The 22,754-nt window shown below is 27.0% G+C and carries 24 protein-coding genes and 3 pseudogenes; 22 read left to right on the top strand and 5 right to left on the bottom strand.

What is annotated here, in order from left to right; translation table 11 throughout:
• The 13 genes and pseudogenes from QOZ84_RS16100 to QOZ84_RS16045 all read left to right on the top strand — a co-directional run.
• Positions 1-321 (top strand): annotated as a pseudogene (locus QOZ84_RS16100) (hydroxylamine reductase); the annotation flags it as partial.
• Positions 322-615: 294 nt separating this feature from the next.
• Complete coding sequence (locus QOZ84_RS16095; protein ID WP_284133919.1) at positions 616-1,371, top strand: recombinase family protein; 756 nt, start codon at positions 616-618, stop codon at positions 1,369-1,371.
• Positions 1,372-1,470: 99 nt separating this feature from the next.
• Complete coding sequence (locus QOZ84_RS16090) at positions 1,471-1,761, top strand: cyclic-phosphate processing receiver domain-containing protein (protein ID WP_284133918.1); 291 nt, start codon at positions 1,471-1,473, stop codon at positions 1,759-1,761.
• Positions 1,762-2,317: 556 nt separating this feature from the next.
• Positions 2,318-2,422 (top strand): annotated as a pseudogene (locus QOZ84_RS16695) (GHKL domain-containing protein); the annotation flags it as partial.
• Positions 2,423-2,595: 173 nt separating this feature from the next.
• Entirely contained in the window at positions 2,596-5,163 is a 2,568-nt protein-coding gene (locus QOZ84_RS16085; RefSeq protein ID WP_284133917.1) for an ABC transporter permease, read from the top strand.
• An 18-nt stretch (positions 5,164-5,181) separates the two neighbouring features.
• Positions 5,182-5,871: an ABC transporter ATP-binding protein gene (locus tag QOZ84_RS16080; RefSeq protein ID WP_284133916.1), complete on the top strand. Its 690-nt coding sequence runs from the start codon at positions 5,182-5,184 to the stop codon at positions 5,869-5,871.
• A gap of 22 nt (positions 5,872-5,893) precedes the next feature.
• Complete coding sequence (locus tag QOZ84_RS16075) at positions 5,894-7,132, top strand: radical SAM/SPASM domain-containing protein (protein WP_284133915.1); 1,239 nt, start codon at positions 5,894-5,896, stop codon at positions 7,130-7,132.
• Positions 7,133-7,159: 27 nt separating this feature from the next.
• Positions 7,160-8,905, top strand: a complete 1,746-nt coding sequence (locus QOZ84_RS16070) for an ABC transporter ATP-binding protein (RefSeq protein ID WP_284133914.1) — start codon at positions 7,160-7,162, stop codon at positions 8,903-8,905.
• 111 nt (positions 8,906-9,016) lie between these two features.
• A complete protein-coding gene (locus QOZ84_RS16065) occupies positions 9,017-9,829 on the top strand; it encodes a ParA family protein (RefSeq protein WP_284133913.1) in 813 nt (270 codons plus the stop codon).
• Positions 9,830-10,162 carry a hypothetical protein gene (locus QOZ84_RS16060; protein WP_284133912.1) on the top strand — a complete coding sequence of 111 codons (333 nt, stop codon included), beginning with the start codon at positions 9,830-9,832 and terminating at the stop codon, positions 10,160-10,162.
• Between the two features lie 413 nt (positions 10,163-10,575).
• Positions 10,576-11,865: a transcriptional regulator gene (locus QOZ84_RS16055; protein ID WP_284133911.1), complete on the top strand. Its 1,290-nt coding sequence runs from the start codon at positions 10,576-10,578 to the stop codon at positions 11,863-11,865.
• A 113-nt stretch (positions 11,866-11,978) separates the two neighbouring features.
• Positions 11,979-12,296 (top strand): hypothetical protein, encoded by a 318-nt coding sequence (locus QOZ84_RS16050; RefSeq protein WP_284133910.1) that lies wholly within the window; start codon positions 11,979-11,981, stop codon positions 12,294-12,296.
• A 114-nt stretch (positions 12,297-12,410) separates the two neighbouring features.
• Positions 12,411-12,674 (top strand): Mor transcription activator family protein, encoded by a 264-nt coding sequence (locus tag QOZ84_RS16045; protein WP_284133909.1) that lies wholly within the window; start codon positions 12,411-12,413, stop codon positions 12,672-12,674.
• A gap of 104 nt (positions 12,675-12,778) precedes the next feature.
• Here QOZ84_RS16045 and QOZ84_RS16040 read toward each other — a convergent pair whose 3' ends face one another.
• The 3 genes from QOZ84_RS16040 to QOZ84_RS16030 form a co-directional block, all read right to left on the bottom strand.
• Positions 12,779-12,931, bottom strand: a complete 153-nt coding sequence (locus QOZ84_RS16040) for a YvrJ family protein (RefSeq protein ID WP_284133908.1) — start codon at positions 12,929-12,931, stop codon at positions 12,779-12,781.
• Between the two features lie 84 nt (positions 12,932-13,015).
• The gene (locus QOZ84_RS16035; RefSeq protein WP_284133907.1) at positions 13,016-13,249 is read right to left on the bottom strand and encodes a DUF2922 domain-containing protein; all 234 of its coding nucleotides are present in this window, start codon (positions 13,247-13,249) and stop codon (positions 13,016-13,018) included.
• Between the two features lie 21 nt (positions 13,250-13,270).
• Positions 13,271-13,513, bottom strand: a complete 243-nt coding sequence (locus tag QOZ84_RS16030; RefSeq protein ID WP_284133906.1) for a DUF1659 domain-containing protein — start codon at positions 13,511-13,513, stop codon at positions 13,271-13,273.
• A 747-nt stretch (positions 13,514-14,260) separates the two neighbouring features.
• Between QOZ84_RS16030 and QOZ84_RS16025 the strand changes: the two genes are divergently transcribed.
• Together QOZ84_RS16025 and QOZ84_RS16020 are read left to right on the top strand one after the other, a co-directional pair.
• Entirely contained in the window at positions 14,261-14,437 is a 177-nt protein-coding gene (locus tag QOZ84_RS16025; protein WP_284133905.1) for a hypothetical protein, read from the top strand.
• Between the two features lie 1,088 nt (positions 14,438-15,525).
• The gene (locus QOZ84_RS16020) at positions 15,526-15,891 is read left to right on the top strand and encodes a hypothetical protein (protein WP_284133904.1); all 366 of its coding nucleotides are present in this window, start codon (positions 15,526-15,528) and stop codon (positions 15,889-15,891) included.
• A gap of 56 nt (positions 15,892-15,947) precedes the next feature.
• On the opposite strand, the gene QOZ84_RS16015 is transcribed toward QOZ84_RS16020, so the two are convergent.
• Positions 15,948-16,433, bottom strand: a complete 486-nt coding sequence (locus QOZ84_RS16015) for a GNAT family N-acetyltransferase (RefSeq protein WP_284133903.1) — start codon at positions 16,431-16,433, stop codon at positions 15,948-15,950.
• A 1,068-nt stretch (positions 16,434-17,501) separates the two neighbouring features.
• Here QOZ84_RS16015 and QOZ84_RS16010 point away from each other — a divergent pair.
• From QOZ84_RS16010 to QOZ84_RS15980, 6 genes are all read left to right on the top strand, one after another.
• Entirely contained in the window at positions 17,502-18,068 is a 567-nt protein-coding gene (locus QOZ84_RS16010) for a hypothetical protein (RefSeq protein WP_284133902.1), read from the top strand.
• Positions 18,069-18,116: 48 nt separating this feature from the next.
• Positions 18,117-18,929, top strand: coding sequence for an RpnC/YadD family protein (locus QOZ84_RS16005; RefSeq protein ID WP_284133901.1), 813 nt, complete (start codon positions 18,117-18,119; stop codon positions 18,927-18,929).
• A 442-nt stretch (positions 18,930-19,371) separates the two neighbouring features.
• Positions 19,372-21,030, top strand: coding sequence for a hydroxylamine reductase (gene hcp / locus QOZ84_RS15995; protein WP_284133900.1), 1,659 nt, complete (start codon positions 19,372-19,374; stop codon positions 21,028-21,030).
• Positions 21,031-21,108: 78 nt separating this feature from the next.
• Complete coding sequence (locus tag QOZ84_RS15990) at positions 21,109-21,429, top strand: cupin domain-containing protein (protein ID WP_284133899.1); 321 nt, start codon at positions 21,109-21,111, stop codon at positions 21,427-21,429.
• 31 nt (positions 21,430-21,460) lie between these two features.
• Positions 21,461-21,649 carry a ferredoxin gene (locus QOZ84_RS15985; RefSeq protein WP_284133898.1) on the top strand — a complete coding sequence of 63 codons (189 nt, stop codon included), beginning with the start codon at positions 21,461-21,463 and terminating at the stop codon, positions 21,647-21,649.
• A gap of 76 nt (positions 21,650-21,725) precedes the next feature.
• A complete protein-coding gene (locus QOZ84_RS15980) occupies positions 21,726-21,911 on the top strand; it encodes a DUF1858 domain-containing protein (protein WP_284133897.1) in 186 nt (61 codons plus the stop codon).
• Between the two features lie 41 nt (positions 21,912-21,952).
• On the opposite strand, the gene QOZ84_RS15975 is transcribed toward QOZ84_RS15980, so the two are convergent.
• Entirely contained in the window at positions 21,953-22,348 is a 396-nt protein-coding gene (locus QOZ84_RS15975; protein ID WP_284133896.1) for an RrF2 family transcriptional regulator, read from the bottom strand.
• A gap of 232 nt (positions 22,349-22,580) precedes the next feature.
• Between QOZ84_RS15975 and QOZ84_RS16640 the strand changes: the two are divergent.
• Positions 22,581-22,754, top strand: a pseudogene (locus tag QOZ84_RS16640) (hydroxylamine reductase); the annotation flags it as partial.

Here is a 22,754-nt window from a genome sequence, read left to right as displayed (position 1 = left end):
ATAGGTGGAATACCTAGAGTACTAGATGCAGGTCAATGTAATGACTCATACTCACTAGCTTTAATAGCACTTAAATTAAAAGAAGTATTTGAACTTAATGATATAAATGAATTACCAATAGCTTATAACATAGCTTGGTATGAGCAAAAAGCTGTAATAGTGTTATTATCACTTCTACACTTAGGAGTTAAAAATATACACTTAGGACCAACTCTACCAGCATTCTTATCACCAAATGTAGCTAATGTTTTAGTTGAAAACTTTGGTATTGGTGGAATAACAAATGTTGAAGATGATATAAAAATGTTTTTAGAGCAATAAAATTAAAACTTTATAAAATAACAAAGAGGATATTATGAAAATTTCATAATATCTTTTTTAATTAGAGAGACCAAGTTTTATTATTCGACAAACTTTGATAAATATATTAGAATAATTTATATGAATGTTAAAAAATACGATATAATTATAATCATATAAATATTGATATGACTTAGTTATAATTATATTTATAACATAAAAAGGTCAAGTTTGAGCCGGCTAACTTGACGATATAATGTTAAAATATCATTATTAAATTAATGAAAATATAAAAATTGACACTTGGAGGAAGACATGAAAAAAAGAGCAGTGGGTTATTGTAGAATATCTACATTAATGCAAGTAGATAATACTTCATTAAAGGACCAAGAAGATAAAATAAAAATGTATTGTAAGCTTCACGATATAGAGATAGATAAAATGTTTATAGATAAAGCTGTTTCAGGTAAATCAGCAGATAGACCACAATATGATAAGATGATAAATTTCGTAAAAGAAAATGATATAGATATGATTATAGTTTATAAAAACGATAGGATACATAGAAGCTTATACAATTTATTAGCAATGATATATGAGTTACAAGAATATGAAGTAGCGTTAGTAAGTGTTACCGAGTTATTTGACACGTCAAATCCACAGGGGATGTTGTTTTTACAGATGCTAGGAAGCTTTGCAGAATTTGAAAGAGCTATTATAAATGAAAGAACTCGAAATGGTAGAATCGCAAGACTTAATGAAAATAAGTGGGTTGGTGGTAAGCCTTCCCTTGGATATAAAGTAAATAAAAATGGTAAATTTGAAATTGAAGAAGAAGAAGCTAAGATAGTAAAAGATATATTTAAATTAAGGTCTAAAGGGGTTTCATTAGCTAAGATAGGGACTAAGTATGGATTTTCAAAGCAGAAGGTAGATTATATATTAAAGAACAAAAACTATATTGGAGTGTTTGAGTATGATGGCAAAAAAGAAAAGAATAAGATTAACTTCAACATAGAGCCAATAGTATCAAAATATATGTGGGATAAGGTTAATACTACAAAAAAATAAATGGTATGATAAAATCATACTTAGATTTAAAATATAGAATTTATATAGGCTATAGCATATGAACAATAAAATAAATATATATTTAGATGACCGTAGAGTATGCCCAGAAGGTTTTACAATAGCAAGAACTATGATGATGCTGTCAAATTATTACAAAATAATAAAGTAGGAATATTGTCATTAGATCATGATTTAGGTGAAGATGAAAATGGTGATTTATTAAAAACTGGATATGATTTAGTAAAGTATATATGTGAAAATAATTGTGATATAGAAACAATCTATATTCATACAGACAATGCTGTAGGAAGAGAGTTAGCTAATACAAAAATAAAAATAGTTGAACTTAAGAAAAAAGGATTAAGTAATAGAGAAATAGCAAAACATTGAAAGTAAGTGAGTATAAAGTAAGAAGTTTATTACTCAAATAATATAATAATAGGTGGTATTCTTTTTTGATTCATTATAACTTAAAGGTAGTTGTTGTAACTAATTATTTTCAACATAGAGAACTTCTTGAATCACTTGTAAAAGAGATCTTTCATCAATCAAATTCAAAGAAATTTAGGTGCAAATCTCCTAAGTTTTTTTTAGTGTATTAAAAAATAGAAATCTTAAGATATAGGTTAAATTAATCATTTATTTTATATTAACTTTCAATAAAATAAAACGTCAAAATTTTTTATAGACTTTAATACTTCTTAGGTTGACGGATATGGACGCTACCCTAATAAGTAAATTGTAGCATATGAAATATAAAAGGTATACAACTTTTTATTCTTATGTACCTTTAACCTCTACAAGTAAGTATTTTAAATATGTGTACACCCTCTAAAAACTATTAAAAACTGTTTAAAAACTGTAAAAGAATTTTTTCTTCTTTTTAATAAACTAAAACCTTAAATCATACTTTGAAACTTTATTACAACATGTAAATAAAAATAAACTTATAACAACTAAAAAAAACAAAGAATTTCACGGTATAGGGATAGAAAGTGTAAAAAATTTACTTAAAAAGTATGATGGTGAATTAGAATTTAAAGAATTATAAAATGAATTTATAGTGAAAATTTACATACCATTACAACAAAACATGACAGTTGGGGAGTTAAAACGACCACTTGGGTCAAGTGTATTGAAGAGAATAATTTAAGGTGCTATCTTTTAAATATAAAAGGTAGTGCCTTTTTTTATCTGAAATATATGTATGAAAGGAAAATGTTTATGAGAATAGAACAAAATTTAGCTTTAGCTTACTTAAAAAAACAAAAAGGTAGAACTCTTGCCCTTGTAACAGGAATAGCTTTGGCTGTAATGCTTGTTGTAGGATTTAATATAATAAGTGAAAGTCAAAGTAAAAACCAACTCAATACTATTTATAAGTTATATGGTTCTTATCATGCTGAATTTAATAACTTAAATTCTGATGCAGTAGATAAAGTAGAAAAAGATAGCAATATTTCACAAGTTTATACAAGTGCCAACCTAGGTAAAATTGTAGATAGTAAAGGTATATCTATTAAGTTAAACTCCTCAAGTCAGGAATTTGTAGATAAACAAGGATATTATTTAAAAGAGGGACATTTACCTAAACATACAGGGGAGATATTACTAGAAGCTAAAGCCTTAGAAAAGATGGGATTGAAAGAAAATTTAAATCAAAATATTGATTTTAATGTGAAAAAAGAATATATAGATGAAAATGGAGAGCATCAAATATTTACAAAGAAAGAACAATTTAAATTAGTAGGTATAATTGATAAACCAAGTCAATATTATAATGACTGGTATGAATTAAGAGGGTTTACAGGATTTAATCCTCATGGTGAAAATATAATACCAAACAATTTAATAAACTATGATGGTCTAGTTAATTTAAAAAATGGAACAAGCCAAATAGATGATACTTTAAATATAATTATAAAAAAATATGATATTGGGAGATTAGACTTTCAAGCAAATACAAAATTAATAACGGCATTATCAGATTATAGTTTGGCACAAGATAATAAATCTACACAAAATATTAAAGGATTAGTTATTATTACATCAATATTTTTAATTTATAATTTATTTAATATATCTTTAAATGAAATGATAAATCAAATAGGTATGCTGAGAACCGTTGGGGCTTCTAAGAAAGATGTAAGAAAAATACTTGCATTCCAAAGTTTAACTGTAATGGTAATAGGTATAATAATTGGAATTTTAGGTGGTATTGGATTTTCATATTTAGGAATGAAAACATTCAACCTTACTGCAACAAATATAGATACATCTTTAGCAAAAGTATATATAAGCAAAAAAAGTATATTAAACGGAACATACATAGGTATTTTAGCTATTGTGTTATCAAGTATAATTCCTATATGGATATCAGGTAGGATATCTCCGCTAGAGGCTCTTAGAAAAGCTGATAGATCTAATAAAAAACAAAAAAACGGAATTCAATATAAAGTAATTAGAAAATTATTTGGATTAAATGGAGCAATGGCTTATAAAAATATATGGAGAAATAAATTTAGAACAATAGTATCTATAGTATCAATAAGTTTGGGAGGGATTCTTTTTATAACTACTATGGCATCATCTAACAGTAATTGGATAAATAATACAAATATAAATATTTCAAAAATGGAGAATTATGACTTTAAATTATCATATGGTGTAAATATAGATTCTAATATGGTTGGCTATTCAAGTGATGATATAAAAAAAATATCAGGTATAAATGGAGTAAAAAATATAGAAACAAAGCTAGAAATAAATGGATTTTTAAAATCAGATTCAAATACATTAGATAAAAGTTTTAAAAAATACAATGGAATAGATAATAGTAAAAAAACAGTAGAAAATGGTATGCTTATTAAATCTTATGATGATAAGCAATTACAAAAATTCAGTAAATTTATTGAAAAGGGAAGTTTAGATTCATTAAATCAAAAAACAGACGATATTCCAAATGCTGTAGTTTTTAACTATTATTATGATATTTTAGAAGACCATAGAATTGAAAAAGTAAGAAGTGATATAAAAGTTGGAGATATACTTACTTTAAAAATACCAGTTCAACAAGGAGATAATATAATTTATAAAGAGCAAAAGGTGAGAGTCTCTGGATTATTAAATCAAGGATGGCTGTTTAAAGGTGATAGCTCCAATGGAAGATATTTTGAAGTTATAGTTCCTCAAAATGATTTGCTTAATATATCTAGTAAAAATAAATTTAGCGGTGTAAGTTTATCAGTTAAGGAAGGATCGGAAAATCAAGTAAATTCTGAATTGGAGAAACTATTAAAGAATAAACCATTTTCAGCTATGGAGAGTAAATTACAATATGAAAAAGAAGATGATTCTTCAACTGTAGAAGGTATTAAGTCTACAATGATAATAGTTTCATTAATATTATTAATAGCATGTTTAAATATATTCTGTACAATAAGAACAAATTTATTAATAAGAACAAGAGAATTTGCAACATTAAGATCAATTGGAATGACTGTGAAACAAATTAAAAGTATGATGATTAAAGAATCAATTATGTATGGTCTATTAAGTAGCATAATAGCGGCTATAGTAGGAATATATAAGCATTATACTTTTATGAATCAGGTTAATTTAGAGTATAGCCAAGGACTGGGTATAGATAATGTGGCAACATTTAAATTCCCTACAATTGAAATAATTCAATTTAGCGTAATTGCTATAATAATATGTTTAATGGCGGTATATATATCTAAGAGGAAAATAGAAAAGCTTAATATAATTGAAGGGTTAAAAACTAATGAATAAAATGGAGGGAATAAATTTATGGCAGTATTAAAGACTTTATGCCTAACAAAAGTGTACGGTAAAGGCGAAAATAAAGTAGAAGCACTAAATGATATAAACTTATCTATAGAAAAAGGGAAATTTACAGCAATAATTGGACCTAGTGGATCAGGAAAAAGTACATTACTTCATTGTATTGCAGGATTGGATAATCCAACATCAGGAAAAGTATTATTAAATGAAGAAGATATATTTAAATTATCAGAAGAAAAACTCTCTATATTAAGAAGAAGAAAATTTGGATTTATATTTCAAAGTTTTAATTTAATACCTGTAATAGATGTATATGAGAATATAACACTTCCAATATCTTTAGATAAAAAAAAGGTAGATGTAGATTATATAAATGAAATAATATATACACTAGGACTTAAAGATAAGATTCATAAATTTCCGAATCAACTTTCAGGTGGACAACAACAAAGAGTAGCTATAGCTAGAGCTTTAGCAAATAAACCAGATATAATATTTGCAGATGAGCCAACAGGAAATCTTGATAGTAAGACTACACAAGAAGTTATTCACCTATTAAAAGGGTGTGTAGATAAATTCGGACAAACTTTAATTATGATAACTCATAATAATGAGATTTCAAATATGGCAGATATTTGTATCACTATACAAGATGGAGAAATTGTAGATGAAAATAAATTAAATAAAGGATTATAAAGAATTAGAGGACAAAGAGGCTATGGAGAAAAAATATTTTAATACAAAAATTTCAGATTTAGTTATAAATAAAAATATAGTTATAATTAGTAATAATTTCACAGGTAAATGGATTAAAATCCCAATAGAGTGTTATAAAGTTATAAAATACTCTATTGACCAAGGAATTTCAATAAATGAAGTAATAACAGCTTTTAAGCAGGAAGAAGATAAAAACTATTTTAAAGAGGTTATACAACTATTGGACAACATAGGGTTATTAAGTAATAAGCAAGACAATGATTTAAAAATTTCATTTATTCCAAAGGTTGTGTTTTCAATAACAAATAGATGTAATTTAAATTGCGATTATTGTTGTGTAGATTCATGTTTAGAAAATACTGATACTTTAACTACACAACAGATAAAAACTTCAATTGATAATATTTTAAAACTGAATCCTCAAAGAATCGTGTTATCCGGGGGGGAACCATTTCTTAGAAAAGATTTCTTTGAAATATTCGAATATCTAAAAGGTAAGTACGATGGAAAGATAATAATATGTACAAATGCAACTTTAATAAAAGAAAAAGATATTGAATATATAGCAAAAAATGCATATTCAATAGAAATAAGTTTAGATGGATTTGATGAAGAAAGCTGTGCAAAAGTTAGGGGTAAAGGTGTATTTAATAAAGTTGTTAGAAATATAAAGTTATTGAAAGAAAATGGAATGAAAAACATAGGATTATCTATGGTAGTAGGCAATCAAAATGCATATATGGTAGATGATTTTTATAGATTAAATAGAAACTTAGGAACAAAACCAACTATTAGACAGTTTAGTGCAATTGGAAGAGGTAAGGATAGTTTAAATGAATATTTGGAAAATGAGAAAATGGTTCACTATATAAATGAAAATATATATACAGATTTAAGTAAAATAAAATCTGATTATTGCCAAGCTGGTAGCAGTCAAATTTTTGTAAATTATGATGGTAATATATATGTATGCCCACTATTACAATATGAAAAATTTAAAATAGGTAACATATTAAATTTTGATAATGAAGCTATTGAAAAATTATTTAAACGAGATTTAGATGCAATTAAAAATTTTAATAATCTTAAACCTAAAAATATAGATAGTTGCAAAAAATGTGAGATTAATATTTTTTGTACAGGATGTCCAGCTAAGATGTATACTTTGTTAGAAAACAAAGAGGTATTTGAATATAACTGTAAACATATGAAAAAAATTTTGTTAGATAAAATATTTTAAAATATATAAAAGTAAGAAGGGATATATTTGAAAAACTCTAAAAATATCAAAAGATTTCTTAAGCTAGCATTTGAAAAAAATAAATTTGTAGCGAGTATAGGATTTTTTATTATGTTTTCTATATCAATTTTAAATTTATGTATTCCTCAATTAACAAGGCTAATAGTAGATGATGCTATCTCATATAGAAAAACTAGTTTTTTACTAAAGTTAATATTTTTATTTGGAGTTGTTAGCTTTATCTCTGCATTACTTAGCGTGATACTTGAGTATCTTTACTCTCGTATGCAAAAAAATGTTTCTGTTAAATTAAAAATAAAATTATTAAGACATTTGTCTAAGTTATCAGGAGATTATTACACAAATATAAAAACAGGAAATATATTAAGTATATTAGAAAGTGATATATTTACATTGGAGAATTTTGGAGCTGAAATTTTATTTTCTATAATTATAGATTTAATAACAGCTTCAATAGCCGTATTTTTTTTAATAAAGATGGACTTTGATTTATTGATTTTAGTAATAGCACTACAATTATTTATTACTTTTAGTCAATCTAAATTTACTAAAAGTATAGCATCAAGTACATCTGAGGTTAGAAATAGTTATGGAAATATAGCTAATATAATACAAGAATACGTTTCTAATATAATGAATGTTGTTATATCAAAATCTAGCTTTAAGTTTTTTAAAAGATATATTAATAAAGAAAAAAAACTAATAGACAAACGCATAAGGTTAGATGTAATTATGTCTAGCAATGTTGCGATTGTAAGGGTATTAAATAATTTAATAACAATTTGTATATATGGATATGGAGGGCTTAAAATAATAAAAGGAAAAATGAGTATAGGAGAACTTCTTGCATTCCAGCAATATACAAATATGTTAATAGGTCCATGTATAAATATAGTAAGATCTAATACAAGAATACAGCAATCGGTAGTATCTATAAACCGTATATTTAGTGTATTAGATGAACCTATAACTATAAAGCAAGATAATAAAGGAAATAGACTTACAAACGATTTTATTGGGGATATAATATTTGATGAAGTTTGTTTTTCATATGATGAAGATAAAACATTAGATAATATTAATATGACGCTTGAAAAAGGAAAGGTGACGGCACTTGTTGGATCAAGCGGTTGCGGAAAATCAACTATAATAAATTTATTATTTAGATTATGGGATATAGATAAAGGTGAAATAAGTATAGATGGAATTAACATAAAAGACTATAAGTTAAAATCTTTGAGGAAAAATATATCAATTGTTACTCAAGATTTATTATTATTTGATGATAGTATATTAAATAATTTAACTTTAGGTAATAAAGATATAAATAAAGAGTTTGTAGAATCTGTATGTAAGAAAGTTGATATACATAACTTTATAAATGAGCTTTCTAATGGATTTAATACTATTATAGGGGAAAAAGGTGTTAAGCTATCTGGGGGCCAAAAGCAAAGAGTTGCCATTGCAAGAGCACTTATTAGCAATTCAAGTATTGTAATATTTGATGAAGCAACATCGGCACTAGATAATATATCTCAAAAAACTATAACAGAAAATATAAGCGAATTGTTAGAAGATAAAACAGTGATAGTAATAGCACATAGATTATCTACTATAAAAAATGCAGATAAAATATATGTTATAGACAAAGGAAGAGTGATTGAATCAGGTTCTCATAAAGAACTTGTATTAAACGAAAATGCGTACTATAGCTTAATCAATGAGCAAAAACAAGAATTTGCTTTAACTTAAAATTAAAACTATAAAATAACTAAGTTATTTTATAGTTTTTTTTATGTTAAAAATTATATTAAACTATGATAAAATATATAAATAACTATAAAATAATTCGGAGGAAAACTAATGAGAACTAAGTTAATAACTTACTTTAACATAAAAGGCGGCATTTACAAGACGTCTATGTCTATAATAACTGCATATGAACTAGCTAAAGATGAAAACAAAAGAATATTACTATGGGACTTAGACTTACAAGAAAATCTTACTCAGTATGTATATAAAGTTAATCATGAAGATAAAACAACGATAGATATAGTTGATGGATTAAGTGCAGAAGAGGTAATTGTAAAGTGTCCAAATCTAAATTATCCAAACATAGATATAATACCATCAGATATAGGTTTAGCTATGTTAGATGAAAAAATAAGCCTACAACCAGCAAGAGAAAAAGTACTTGCTAGATGGTATATGAAAAATATAGATGTATTAGAAAAGTACGATTATATTATTTGTGATTTATCACCGAGCTATAATTTAACAGCTAAAAATATACTTTATTTAGCAGATTCTATAATAGTCCCTATTATGGATAAGAATATATCTTCTTTAAGAGGGGCTGCCTTATTTAAAGAATTATGGAGCAGAGACAAATATTATTTAGAAAAAGAAGACAATGATATTAAGGCCACTGTTTTAGTTGGATATGAAAAACAAAGAACTCAAGTATCTGATTTATTTGATCAATATCTTCAAAAATTTGAGGAGTTAAAAGATATGATGTTAATTTCATTTATAAGAAGAAATACTTTTGTTGAAAAATCATTATTAAGTAAATTAAGTATAAGTGATTATTTGAAAAAGAATAATCAAACTCATTTTAGTAAAGAAGAAATTGAGAATATGATAGAAGAATTAAAAGAAAAGGATGTGTTATAGATGCCTAAGATAGATATGAATTTATTAAAAGAAGAAGTTCCTACAACGAAAAAGTCAACAGTTGTACATGAAACTAATGATAGTAAACCTTCTATATCGATATATGACATAGTAAAAAAAGAAAAGAAGAAATGTAAAGAACAAGTTGGAGTAACATTAGACAAAGAAATAGTTGATAAGTTAAAGACTGTAGTTATAGATTCTAATATAAATATGTCTAAGTTATTTGAAAATTTACTTATGCCATTACTTGAAGATGTAAAAATAAAAGAAAAAAATATAGAAATATATAATAATAAAAATAAGTTGAAAGGCAGAAGAAAGTCAGAATAAATATTTAGCAAATATTTTATGCAGATTACAAAAATCAGAGATAAAGCAAATTAAGAAATCATTAAATAATATATACTAATATGGTTGAATATGTTAAAATTTAAATAAAGAAATCGAAAATTGAATAAGAAAAAAGCTAGGAGTTCATAAGTTTGGCGACTTACTCCTAGCTTTTGCTATAACACTCTTGATAAGAGAGAACTCTCATCAGAGATTTTTTATATTATTATTATGTATTAATGTTATCATATATAATCATATATAGTCAATATTTTTGATATATAAAACAATATAAAAATTAATTCACATAAATTTAAAAATCTTAATTCATATTAAGCAATAATTTTTGTGAAATAATCTGAGAGAACTCCTTATCTTTAGTGTCAATTACTGAAAATAGAGGGGTATTTTTTATGCAAATGACAGACTTTTGCAACCATTTATATAATGAAAGTACAAATGGTTACATACAAATATTAAAATTAAATGAAAAAAATAGTGCTGGTGAACGTACAATTAAAATATATAATACTAGAAATGATGGATTAAGAGATATTGTAGAAGAACTTCATAATGAAAGTGATGTATTCTTAGCGCCAAATACAATGTATCTACCTAAGAGAAGAGTAGAAAATATTAGGCAGTTTAGAGCTTTATTTCAAGATATAGATTGCAATAAATTAGGGTTTGAAAAAGCTGAAACTGTGTATATGATATGGATGCTATATTATGATGGAAAGGTTCCAAAGCCTACTATGGTTACAGATAGTGGACAAGGAGTTCATCTTTATTGGAGAATAGAAAATGCTCCATATGGGGCTTTAAATACATGGCAAGAGTTACAAGATTATATATATTATCAATTAAAGCATTTAGGGGCTGATAGGAAGTCAACAGATGGTGCAAGGGTACTTAGATTACCTGGAACTATAAATTCTAAAAATGAGGCTAATTGTGAGGTTTTATATATTGATAATGAATTAGAGTATTCTATGTATGATTTAAGAGAGCAATATTTAAATTATAAGCCTAAATCACATCAATTACAGGCGCAAGAAGCTAAAAAAGTTAATACTAGAGTTATTTCAAATAGATTCTTTAATTCATATAGTTTACATATGGAGAGAGCTAATGACTTACAAACTCTATGTAAGCTTAGAAAGTACGATATGACAGGGTTTAGAAACATGGCTATACATTGCTATGCGTATTGGAAAGGCATATACGTTAGAGATTCTTATGAGCTTGAAAATGTAGTTATGGAGTTAAATAGTGCATTTACTGAACCACTTAAGGATACTGAGATAAGGGCTATTTTAAGAAGTGTTCCAAAGGCTATAGATAAGTTTATAGCTTATGAACAAGGAAGAAGAAGTGGAGAATGCAGGCGAGTTTCTAAAGGCATGAGAGATAAAGAGGGCTATTGGTACAAAAATGATACTTTAATTGAGAGATTAGAAATAAGTAGAAATGAACAAAAACATATGAAAACTATTATAGATACTGACGAAAAGTATGATAGGAACAACGAGAAGAGAAGAAATAGTAGGAGAAATGAAGATGGTTTAACTAAAAAACAGCAAGAGTTAGCTAATATGAAAATAAAAATAGTTGAACTTAAGAAAAAAGGATTAAGCAATAGAGCAATAGCAAAAACACTGAAGATAAGTGAATACAAAGTAAGAAGCTTATTACTTAAATAAATATGTGGTACTGTGTGTTTTTTTAAGTGCGATGAAAAATGGCTCTTTATAAATATGTGGTACCGTGTGTTTTTTTAAGTGCGATGAAAAATAGTTCTTTATAGGAGGTTCTTATGGATGATAAAAAACTGTGGTTAAAGATTAGTGGGAGTATTACTTATTATTTTAAGAGTTACAATAGAAAGCTAAGTAATGAAGAACTCTGGGTTGATTATGTGGAGTATGCATTACCAGATATAGAAGAAGATGGAGTTCATACTTATTTAGATAAACAGACTTTAGAAAGAATTGTTGTAGATGAAAATATGATGAACAAGGCTAAGGTTGCATTTATAGAAAGATTAGAAAAAAGAAGAGATAAGGAAGATCCAGTTGTAGATGAAAAGAAAGTATTAGCTCCAGTTATTGATTTTTTAAAATATAAGAAATAAAGATAGTTTTATAAAAGTAATGTTTTTAATAGGAATTTACGTTGTTTTGTAGAATACCAAATATAATATGATTTGCCAATGTGGTAGATTAAATCAATATAGGAGGTGTTTTATATGAAATTAAAACTAAGTGATTTACCTCCACAATTTGAAAATATAGCACAAGAGCTTGGAATAGAGAGAGCTAAGTTATTATTCAAAGAATTTGGAGGGACATCTGTGTATTTTCCTACGGAAAAGATGATATATAAAGGAGTTCGTGACAGAGAAATTATGGCTGAGTACAATGGTTTTAACCATAAGGAATTAGCTGTTAAATACAATATGTCTGAAAGTTATATACGCTCTATTATAAATAAACAAAAGAAAAGTGCTTAATACTCGATTGACAGATGTTGATTTAAAAAGGTATTATGGTTTTTCAGTGAGTTCTAGTTTTTTAAATAAAAAGCCGCTTATCCAAATTATGGGTAGGCGGCTTTTTACTTATTATTTAATTCATTAATATTTGAGCTTAAAGAGTTGATACTTGAACTTAGGCCATCTAGTTTCCCTTCGATACGTACCAACAGATACATTGTAACTATTGCGGGGAAACCTAAATTTGCCACCAGTTGCATTAAATCTAATTCCATTGACTTATTCCTCCTATTAATCTATAAATATGCTAAGAAAGCCCCTCAGTAGCTTAGAGGGACATTTCTTAAGTGTTCCATGTGTTACGCAACTACAAGGTCATATTCTGTAGTTTCTGTTTGAACTAATTTTGCTTCTACTGGAGTTTTTAAATCTTCTCCGCCTGGTGCAAATATGTTCTTTTCAACTATTATATCCATTGCAGCTTTTATTTCTGCTTCTGTTAAGTCTTGTCTTGGATCTGTTACAAATAAACTGACCTTTTTTCCAAAGTTTGTTGAGAATGTCATTAAAAGTTTAGTTTCTAAGTTTTCCATTTTTTATTCCTCCTTTGTTTTTTATAAAGATAAGTCTGTGTTATCTTGTTTCATTACTGATATTTTGTCGTGTTTTTGAAGTGATATTAAAGTTTCGGCTACGTTGAATACATCAAGTGGTTTTGCACCAGCTTTCACATTTGAATAACTTCTTGTTCTTGTTATTACTTTTTGGTTATCATCTAAACCACAGTCATATTTGATTTTTAATGATGATTGGTTTTTAAGTTCTACTACATCAGCAGCTAATTTTAATTCTGGCATTTTAGTACCTCCTTTTGTTTTGATTAATTTCATTGTAGTAGGTGGGCTGTGTTAAGTCCTAAAATATAGTTGAGTATTATTTTTGTGGAATATTTTTTAGAAAAAATTAACTATTCAGGCTTAAAAAATGACTGTTCTTGCTTGTTCTATTTAAAAATTTAAATAGATATGGTAAGTTTTATATGAAATAGCACGACCTCTAAATGTATTAAGTTGGTTGAAAAATTTGATGGAAGGATAACTTATATAAAAACAAATGATGTTTGTTATAGGTTACATAAAAAATTAAAATGAAAAAATTAAACAAAGAATTACAATCAGCTATTCTAATTATTGTAGGAGTTATATCTAGTAAAATTTGGTTTAAATTAACCTCAAATACTGGAATGTCTTTTATTCTACAAATAGTTATATATTCAATTTTAGTGATATTTGTAGGAATATCTATTAGCTATATAATAAAATACTTAAAGAATAAGAAAAAAATATCTAATACTAAATAATTAAAAATATATAAGGTTGATAGTTTGGGGTACACTGAGATACGTGTAAATTCAGCCACTTAAATTTGTAGACTTTGAAATTACTTAATCACAGAGATTTTTATATTTTTATATATTTAAAGTTGAAAATATAGATTTGTAATATATACATAAATAGTAATTTTAAGATTTATTACGTATTTAGAAAATAATTTATAAATTTGTTATAATAATTAAATCAAGTTATAAGTAAGGAGAGTAATATATGAGAAAAAGTAATGATTGTTACAGGATATACTTATTAATGGGAATTGGTATAGGAACTGCAGTTGGTAGTGCATTTGGGAATACTGTAATGGGATTATCTATTGGTTGTGGCATAGGTGTGATGATAGGTGGTTTAATTGAGTATTCAAATAATAAAAAAATTAAGAATAACTAATTTTTTAAGACACATTTAATTTAAAGATTAGTTAAAAAGGTTGATAGTTGACGAAGGAGCAAAGGAGCGCTCCTACCTCAACTATCTTTATTTATGTGCTGGGGTCAAAAGCTTTAGGGTCTAGTCTGACCTCACAGATAATAGCTGGGGAGCGCTATAAACTGTGATGCCAGACTAAAGACCTGGTGCATTGGTTATTTATAAGTTTTTTGATTAGATTTAGCTTTTGGATTTGATGTACTTTTAGTTTTAGTAATAATTTTTTTATATAATTTAATTCGTTGATTATATGATTATTGTAGTTGGTATACCTAATATTGATACTTTGGGAGTTTGGCTTCGCCAACGAGCTTTTCGTTACAATCTTTTTAGCAAAGAGCGCTAAAAAGGATTTTCACTACAATCTCTAACTCAAAACCATTTTGTATATAAACTTTTATGTAAATTTAGAGTCTATATTTTCTATTTAGTTTTATTGGTTATTTAAAAGATTGGCCTTTGGCCATGCCCCTCTGACTAATACTCAACGCACTCACACGACTCACTTCTAAAATACTTCGCAAACATCATATTTCATATCAAGTCTGCTTCGTATATTATCGTTCGCATGTGTTCGTAGCTTTTGAGTATAGCCATTCACTGCCCCTTCGCCCAATGCCCTGTGTGTTTAATTTTTAGATTTTTTTCCATCAATAGTTTATGGACCTCCACGTTTTTGATAATTTATCGTGTAAGTATTTTTAAGTTTATACTTTGTACTTACTACATGAGCATAGTTACTTGGTGTCGGTATAAAGTTTATTACTTGGTATTTCGCATTGGATAAAACCATTGCTCCGCTATCCAATGCTGGTCTATATAGCTTTTAAGAAAGTATTTTATAAAAAAAATTAGATGTATTTAAAATATATAAATGTCACGTAAACAGGACATTTAAAAACTAATAAATACAAAAATAATGTCCCGTAAACGTGACATTATTTTTATATTTATTAAGCCTTAATTTGTCACGTTTGCGTGAAAATAAAAATGGATTTATTTTATTTTGTAGAATATATAAAGTATAGAAGTTTTAAGGGGGACATGTTATGGCAATTGGGAGTTTTAAAGGGTTGTATACGTTTTTAGATATAGAAGCGATATATGGAATAGATGCTTCTTGTTTAAGAAAAAAGGTGGCTCGTGGTAAGTTTGTTATTGATGAGGATATTAAAAAAATCGGTACAACTTGGATTATTACAGAGCAAGCTATGATTAAAAATTTTGGGATTTTAAAGTTTGAAGAATATAAAAATAAAAAATTAAAAGAAAAATCTCAAATTAATAAAATTAATTCTAAAAAATTTAAGAATAATAAAAAAGCAGATAGCATGAATGAGAAAGAAGAAAAGGTTAATGACAGCTGGTCAACGGGAGTTGTTAAGGGACTAGAACTTAAAAGTTTTTCATTTTAAAATGATAGTTAACAAGATAAAAAAGCCTATATATGGGCTTTTTTATCTTGTTAAATTTAACTTAGGGAATAGACTATACTTTCTATAGATTTTTCATAACCTTCGTCTTTAAAATTAAGCTTTTTTAATAATTGTAGACTTGGTTCATTATCTGGATGTACCATACATACAATTTCATGCTGAGGAAATGTATCAAAAACATAGTCTATAAGTGATCTAAGCATTTCATATGCATAGCCTTTTCTTTGATATTTAGAGGCGATAGTATATCCGAGTGTAATAGTTTTATTTTTAAATCCTATGTAAACATCTCCAACAATTTTATTTGTTGAATTCATGGCAATTGCTAATTGTAATGTTTTTTTATCTAATATTTTTAATGGTTTATTTTTTTGAATCAAAGACTCTAAATATTCTAAAGAAGAATTCTCCCATCTCTGATACTTAGAACAATTTAAGTCATTTCTATAGTTAAATAAGGTATCTAAATCTTCAGATTGAAAATTACGTAAAAGTAAACGATTTGTTTTAATAAAAATCATAATTAAAGTACCTCCTATTAAGTTCAATAGTAACATAATATAGTTATGATTTTAGAAATATTTTGTTCCTTAAAAGTTAATAATCACTAGCATTGGATAGCGGAGCAATGGTTTTATCCAATGCGAAGTTCCATAGAATAAATTGTATTACCGACACCAGATAATTACACTTATACAGTTATTAGGAGAGATAAATCTTTAAAGTAGAAATAAAAATTTATTATCAAAAATGTGGAGGTTAAATAGACTTTATTTGGAGTTGTGCATCAACAAAAACAAATATGCAGGGCATTGGGCGACAGGGCAGTGAATGGCTATCCCAAAGAAGCTACGAATACAAATGAGCGATAAGATACGTAGAAGACATGATATGAAATATGATGTTTGCGAAGTATGTTAGCAGCGAATTGTGTTCGTGCTTTTGGGATTAGTCAAAGGGGCATGGCCGAAGGTCAATCTCTTGATAAACAATTAATCTAAATAGAAAATAGGGGCTTTAAATTATATGAAACTTTCGATTTATTAGGTTTTTGAGTTAGAGATTGAACGAAAATCCTTTTGAGTGTTCTTTGCTCAAAAGATTGCAGAGAAAGCTCGGTGGCGATAGCCAAACTCTATAAGTATCAACTTTAGGTATAGCAATAGATACATCATCATAAAAGTAGAATTATTATAGATGAAAATAAAAGAAATAAAGGTTATTAGTAATAGTGAAATCAATTTTAAATATAGCATTATTAAAAAAGTAGTGGATTTGTAGTAGTTGAAAAAAATTACAGTTGATTGATGTATTAGGTTTTTAGTCTGGTCTTACAGTTTGTAGCGTTTTTTAGCTACAATCTGTGAAGCCAGACTAGACCCATTAGTTTGACCCTAGCATATAAATAAAAATAGTTGAGGTAGGAGTTGCTCTTTGCTCCTTCGTCAACTATTATCCTGTTTATCTTATTAAAAAGCTTCGTCTAAAAGTATAGTCTAAATTATATAAAACAAATATCTTTTAGGCTTTTCATATAAACCACTACAGAATAATACAATTGTAGTTTATAATTAAACAGAGGTGATATTATGAATAAATCGCAGTTTAATGAATTAAAATTTATAGAGAAAATAGAGTATTTAAATAATAAATTAAGAGAAGGTCAAACGGTAACTAGCATAAGAGAAGATATTGGAATAGGCGAGAAATCACTGCAAAAAGAAATAAAGGCAAATGGATATAGATACAACAATAAAGAGAGACAATATATGCCCACTACAGAAACCACTACAAAGTCCACTACACATGATATAACTACAATTGTAGAGGATTGTAATACAGTTGTAGTTGATTCTAATACAATTGTAATTCCAAAACAGCAAGAAAAAATATTAGGATATTTGGAAAGTAATTTTGAGGTATTACAAGATTTTATAGAAAAATATAAGTCCACTACAAAGTCCACTACAGAAACCACTACAAATCATATAATAATAAATTTAGTAGATGATAAACATCTAAATCCTAAGCCAAAGAGCATAAGAATAAATGAATTTATTTATAATGATTGGAAGGATTTCTGTGAAACAAAACATTATAGTAAACAAGACTTAATATCAATGGCGCTTAAAGAATATATGGAAAAATATAAATAAATATATGCAATAACTTAATGATATAATTAAATTAAAGGCGGTGAACAAATGAAAAAGCCGAATTATGAAGATTTTATAATGAAAAGAGCTATGGATATATTTGCAGAAGAAGGTCTTAAATTCTTTGGAATAAATAAGAAAGTAGCAAAGCAAGGTCCAACAGAGTTAGTTGTTTTAGAAAGTAAGAATATGTATATGGATTATACATTCTTAATGGAAGATGATAGCTATGTACATTTTGAATTTCAGACAACTGATAAGGGACTAGATGATCTAATGAGATTTAGAACTTATGAAGCCTTACTTAATCATCAAACTAAAAAACAGGTTATAACATATGTTGTTTACTCAGGTGATATCAAAAATCCTGTGAGCGAATATAATTGTGGTATAAACACTTACAAAGTAAAGGCTATATCTATGGTTAGTGAAGATGGAGATAAAGTATTTGATGAGATAATAGAAAAGTTATCTAAGGGATATGATATAGATAAGCAAGATATAATAAAACTTACATTTACTCCTATTATGGGAGGTAAGATGAATAAAAGTGAAAAAATATTGAAGGCTATAAAATTAAGTAAGGATATAACAAGTCCATATAAAAGAGATATGGAATCTATTTTATATGCTTTTGCTAATAAATTTTTAAGTGGTAAAGATTTAGATAGAGTAAAGGAGGAGTTGCGTGTGACTGAAATAGGAAAAAGCCTTATTGAAGAAGGAAAAGAAGCTGGTGAAAAAAAGAAAGCTATAGAAATAGCTAAAAAAGCTATATTAAAGGGAATGGATAACGAAACTATAAAAGATCTTACAGATTTAACAATAGAAGAGATTGAAACAATAAGAAATATTATGTAGTTACAAGAGTTTTTAAGAGTAAGTTAAATAATTAAGATTTTTATCTATAAAATTAAGGTAAAAGACAGGTTTAATGAATAAGTTGAAATAAGATGAAGAGCATAAGTTCTTCATTTTTTTTGTGTTTAGATGTTTTGGGGATACCCATTAAACTGTCCCCGTTAACGGGTGATAATGGTAATAGTTATCATGGGCTAAGTGAAAATATAGTAGATAACAGATACTTTTGACTTTGATACAGAAAGAGGAAAATTATGTAAAATGGCTAATCATTTAGCTTTTCCATACATTGATATACTAAGATATGGTGGAAGTAATAAATGTATTTAAAATAGAAAAAAGTGAAGACTTAAAACAAGTAATAAACATACATCCAACTTATATTATGTACATTTTATGGGTATTATAAGTATGAAAACTAGATAAAAAGGAGTGTGTGTATATGGATTATCCAATGTTTTGTTATCAATGTGAACAAACAGCAGGAGGAAAGGGGTGTACTAAAGTTGGAGTTTGCGGTAAAACTCCAGAAATAGCAGCCCTTCAAGATTTGCTTATATATCAAATAAAGGGAATAAGCTGTTATGCAAAAGAGTTAATAGAAAAAGGAGAAAAAATAGATAAAGATATAGTTAGTTTCGTAGAAAATTCTTTATTTACAACCCTTACAAATGTTAACTTTGATGGTGATGTTCATGAAAAAATGTTAAGACAATCTCAAGACATAAAGCAATCACTAAGAAGCAAAGTTTCAAGTTGTAATAATTGTTGCGAGCAAGCTACATACAATTTAAGCGATACTAGAGATCAAATGCTAGAAGATGCTAAACATGCAGGAATAATGTATGATAAAAGCTTAGATGAAGATATTCGTTCTTTAAGACAAACTATAATATATGGTCTTAAGGGAATATCAGCCTATGGTCATCAAGCTAGAGAATTAGGATATTATAATGATCAAGTTGATGAGTTTTATTTTAGAGCATTGCAAGCTACTACAGATGATAAATTAACACTAGAAGATTTAATAACATGGACTATAAGAACAGGAGATATGAGTGTAGCTATCATGCAAAAATTAGACGAAGCAAATACTACAATTTATAAACATCCAGCTCCTCATAAAGTAAATGTTCATGTTAAAAAAGGTCCATTTATAGTAGTTTCAGGGCATGATTTAAAAGACTTAGAAATGCTACTTAAACAAACACAAGGCAAAGGAATAAACATATACACTCATGGTGAAATGATTCCTTGTCATGGATATCCAGAGCTTAATAAATACCCTCACCTAGCAGGAAACTTTGGTGGAGCTTGGCAAGACCAACAAAAAGAATTTGATAATATACCAGGATGTATCCTTATGACTACAAATTGTCTTATGAAGCCTAGAGATTCATATAAAGATAGAATCTTTACAACGAGTGTAGTTGGATGGGATGGTGTAAAATATTTAGGTAAAAATGATAATGGAGACAAAGATTTTAGTGAGATAATAAATAAGGCTTTAGAACTTGGTGGATTTAAAGAAGACCAAGAGCCTCATGAAATATTAGTTGGATTTGGACATAATGCTACTTTAAGCCATGCTCCAGCTATAATAGATGCAGTTAAGTCTGGCAAGTTAAGACACTTCTTCTTAATTGGTGGATGTGATGGAGCAAGAGCAGGAAGAAATTATTTTACTGAATTTGCTAAGCAAGTACCTAAAGATTGTATAATACTTACTTTAGCATGTGGTAAATATAGATTCAATAAATTAGAATTTGGTGAAGTTGCAGGACTTCCAAGACTTTTAGATGTAGGACAATGTAACGATGCTTATTCAGCTGTAAGAATAGCTTTAGCATTAGCTGATGCATTTGATACAGATGTAAATAGTTTACCACTTTCTATAGTTTTATCTTGGTATGAACAAAAAGCAGTTGCTGACTTATTAGCACTTTTATCATTAGGTATAAAAGGAATTTATCTTGGACCAACATTACCAGCATTTATAAGTCCTAATGTACTTCAATATTTAGTTGATACATTTGACATAAAACCAATAAGTACACCAGAAAAAGACTTAGCATCATGTTTATCAGTTCCAACAAAGTAAATATATGTAACTTATGTTACAGAAACTTAATGATGTAAAGTATATGATATCATTATCAATAAGTTGGAGGAAATTACTATGCTAAACATAAATAACACAAAATTAAACCCAATAAATATTAATTCTTTAAATACTAATAGAGAAATATTAGTTCAAAATGAAAAATTTAAAACGCTATACTTTGAGTTTGAAAATGGTAAGGGATTACCTAATCACACTCATAATGGATATGCAGCAGTATATATAGTAAGTGGTAGTGTTGATATGGAGTTTACTAGTGGAGAAAAGTTTGTTTTAAATCAAGGTGATTTTTTACCATTTGACGCTAGGATTGAACATAATGTTATAGCTAAAGAAACTAGTAAAATTATGGTTATTATATCTCAACCACTTTCTTAAAATAAATTAATTTTAGAAGGAGACAAAATAAATGAAAGCTTTCGTAGATAGAGACACATGTATAGGATGTGAGGCTTGTGCAGGAACATGTCCAGAAGTATTTAGTATGGATGATGAAGGTAAGTCAGTGCCTATAAAAGAAGATATACCTGAGAGTATATTAGAATCAGCTCAAGATGCTAATGAAGGTTGTCCTGTTTCAGCTATAAGCATAAATTAATTAGAAGATTTTAAACAATGACTATATTTTAATATAGTCATTGTTTATATAACTATAAATAAGGAGGAAAAATTAAATGATAACTAAAGATACTATAATAGCAGATATAATAAAAGCAAAACCAAATGCAGCTCAAATACTTATGAGTTATGGTATGGGGTGTATTGGTTGCCCATCAGCACAGATGGAAAGGTTAGAACAAGCTTGTGAAATACATGGATTGAATTTAGAGGAAATTATAGAAAAATTAAATGAAGTATAATTTATGATTATTAATACTTTAACAGTAAAAAATATTTACTGTTAAAGTATGTCATATAAAGTATATTCACTAAGTTTTAGTTTAAATGAATTTAAAGCATCGTATAGAATAGGTTTTAAATTACAATTACAAGTCAAATTGCACGAATTAGAGCTATCAGAAAAGCATTCAACTATATTTAAATTATCTTCTGTTATTTCTAAAATATCACCTAAATTAATATTCCTTGGATCTTTGACTAACTTAATACCACCATTTCTTCCTTTAGTTGAATCAATTAAATCATTTTTTGATAATTTATAGATTATTTTCTTTATGTGGTGAGAAGATAATCCAAGACAACTAGATAGTTCATCAACTGTAAATAATTCGTTAGGATGATTTCCTAAATAAATTAGGATTCTAAAGCTGTAGTCAGTAAATTTTGATAAGTTCATTAGATTCTCCTCTGTAAAAGTTTTTATTATAATATACCATTATATAATCATATTTTAACAAATAAAAAAAATATTAATGATTTTTTTATAAAACTTAAAAATTCGTAACGTATGTTACATCCATTTTAGAAATATTGCAATATAATATGAATATAGTAACTAATTAAAAATTTTAAAAATGCTTATAACTTAAAAGGGTATAAGAAATACACATTTAATAGGAGAGAACTATATGGAAAACTTAATGTTTTGTTATCAATGTCAAGAAACAGCAGGATGCAGTGGATGTACTAAGTTTGGAGTATGTGGTAAATCACCAGATTTAGCAAGAATGCAAGATTTATTAATATACTCAACAAAAGGTTTATCAGAAGTAACTACTAGACTTAGAGCAGAAGGAAATTTA

This window comes from Romboutsia sedimentorum, assembly GCF_030131845.1.
In the GTDB taxonomy this organism is placed as follows: domain Bacteria; phylum Bacillota; class Clostridia; order Peptostreptococcales; family Peptostreptococcaceae; genus Romboutsia_D; species Romboutsia_D sedimentorum.
Note: the sequence above shows the minus strand (reverse complement) of the source record. Positions and strands in the feature narration are given on the sequence as shown.